The sequence below is a fragment of the Microcystis sp. LE18-22.4A genome (genome assembly GCF_027531105.1).
Classification (GTDB): Bacteria; Cyanobacteriota; Cyanobacteriia; order Cyanobacteriales; family Microcystaceae; genus Microcystis; species Microcystis aeruginosa.
Genome location: NZ_JAPZRB010000071.1, coordinates 1 through 1751, shown reverse-complemented (window position 1 = coordinate 1751; position 1751 = coordinate 1). Strand labels below are relative to the sequence as shown.

Sequence of the window (1751 nt, the reverse complement as noted above, 5' to 3'; positions counted from 1 at the left end):
CCTCAACGGTTTCAACTTCAACCAGTCGATTCTCGATTCTCAAGGTCGTGTAATCGGTACTTGGGCCGATGTGTTAAACCGCGCTGGTATCGGTATGGAAGTAATGCACGAGCGCAATGCACATAACTTCCCCTTAGACTTGGCTAGTGGTGAACAGGCTCCTGTAGCTCTGACCGCTCCTGCTATCAATGGTTAATTCCTAGTCTGAACGAAAAGGCACTCCCGCAAGGGGGTGCTTTTTTGTTGTTAGAATATAAGGTGGTTTTTTGAGAGGTTGAATTATGATCAGTTTAGAACAAGCTTTAAATACTGTTGAGCAACTATCTTTAGAACAACAGGAAATGTTATTAGAAATTTTACAAAATCGTTTACTTGATATTCGTCGTCAAGAAATTGCTAGGGATGCTAGGGAGTCAATTAATGCTTTTCATCAAGGAGAATTTAAACCTCAACCCCTAGAAATTATTCTGAGAGAATTGAGAGAAACTTTAGAATAGATATTATGAGAGAACTGGTTTTAACGCCTAAATTTAAGCGGACTTTCCGTAAGTTTGTTCTCAGAAATCCTCAACGACAGAAAGCGATTGAGAAGACATTGGCACAAATGAGGGAAGATATTTATTTTTTGAGCTTGGGAACTCATTCATTAAGAGGGGAATTATCGGGACTTAAAGCTTGTTCTTGTGGTTATGATTGTCGGATTATTTTTTCTATAAAAATTGAGCCAGACACCCAGGAGGAAGTTATCATTTTACTTGACATTGGTACTCATGATGAAGTGTATTGATAAAATAGGAAAAACTAGAAAGCGCTCCTGCGGGTTTCTGCGTTGCGGTACACATATATTTATAATAAGATAAATTTGGCTCTCTTAGGTTTGGTGGGTAAAATGTATTCTAAGATACAGTCCTGGTGACGAGCGAGTGGAGCAAACCACAAAGACACAAAGGACACAAAGATTGATCGCTCCTATATAAGTTAAACTGATCACACAAAGAATAAGAGATCCCAGGTTTTGATCGAGAGTTAAGAGGTAAAATGATGACTTTGCAAGAAATGATCAAATCTTTTGAGAATTTATCAGAGGATGAACAGGAGTCATTGTTAGAGATTTTGTGTCAATATAGAGCTAAAGCAAGAGAAAGAGAAATTTTAGCTAATTTTAAGGAATTGAAAGATGCGATCGCTACTGGAACGGCCAGAAGGGGAACCGTAGAAGATTTGATTGCTGATTTGAATGAGGATTAACAATGGATCTAATATGGAGTGATGGGTTTAAGCGTTCGTTTAAGAAGCTAATCAAGAAAAATACCCAGTTAAAACCTAAAATTTTCGATGTACTTAGAAAACTGGCAGAAGACCCATTTACACTGTCTTTAAAAACCCATAAGTTAAGTGGTAATTTAGAAGGGTTATGGTCTTGTACTGTAGCTTACGATTGTCGAATTATTTTTAGTTTTTCGGAAGATGGAGAATATTTAGAAGTCATCATCTTGTTAATTGATATTGGTAGTCACGATCAGGTGTATAGAAAATAGGATAGACTGGAAAGCGATCCTGCGGGTTTCTGCGTTGCGGTACACATATATTTATAATAAGATAAATTTTTTCTAATCGTTAGGATTTCTTTTAAGATAGGATTTAAACACAGGATTAATAGGAAAATAGGACGAGGTTTCTGATGGTAATTTATCCAGTAAACAGCGTCTTATTAATGACTGAATAGTTGCCCAAAATTCAGAAGTAGATAA

The 1751-nt window shown here is 36.8% G+C and carries 4 protein-coding genes and 2 pseudogenes; 5 read left to right on the top strand and 1 reads right to left on the bottom strand.

Annotated elements, in window-relative coordinates:
- From O9295_RS03120 to O9295_RS03100, 5 genes and pseudogenes are all read left to right on the top strand, one after another.
- A pseudogene (locus tag O9295_RS03120) lies at window positions 1-196 on the top strand (hypothetical protein); the annotation flags it as partial.
- A gap of 85 nt (window positions 197-281) precedes the next feature.
- The gene (locus tag O9295_RS03115) at window positions 282-497 is read left to right on the top strand and encodes a hypothetical protein (protein WP_002750830.1); all 216 of its coding nucleotides are present in this window, start codon (window positions 282-284) and stop codon (window positions 495-497) included.
- A 5-nt stretch (window positions 498-502) separates the two neighbouring features.
- Window positions 503-787, top strand: coding sequence for a type II toxin-antitoxin system RelE/ParE family toxin (locus tag O9295_RS03110; protein ID WP_052275446.1), 285 nt, complete (start codon window positions 503-505; stop codon window positions 785-787).
- 254 nt (window positions 788-1041) lie between these two features.
- Entirely contained in the window at window positions 1042-1248 is a 207-nt protein-coding gene (locus tag O9295_RS03105; protein WP_002799381.1) for a hypothetical protein, read from the top strand.
- A 2-nt stretch (window positions 1249-1250) separates the two neighbouring features.
- Window positions 1251-1538 carry a type II toxin-antitoxin system RelE/ParE family toxin gene (locus tag O9295_RS03100; protein ID WP_190723827.1) on the top strand — a complete coding sequence of 96 codons (288 nt, stop codon included), beginning with the start codon at window positions 1251-1253 and terminating at the stop codon, window positions 1536-1538.
- 72 nt (window positions 1539-1610) lie between these two features.
- Here O9295_RS03100 and O9295_RS27240 read toward each other — a convergent pair.
- Window positions 1611-1751: pseudogene (locus O9295_RS27240) on the bottom strand (ATPase); the annotation flags it as partial.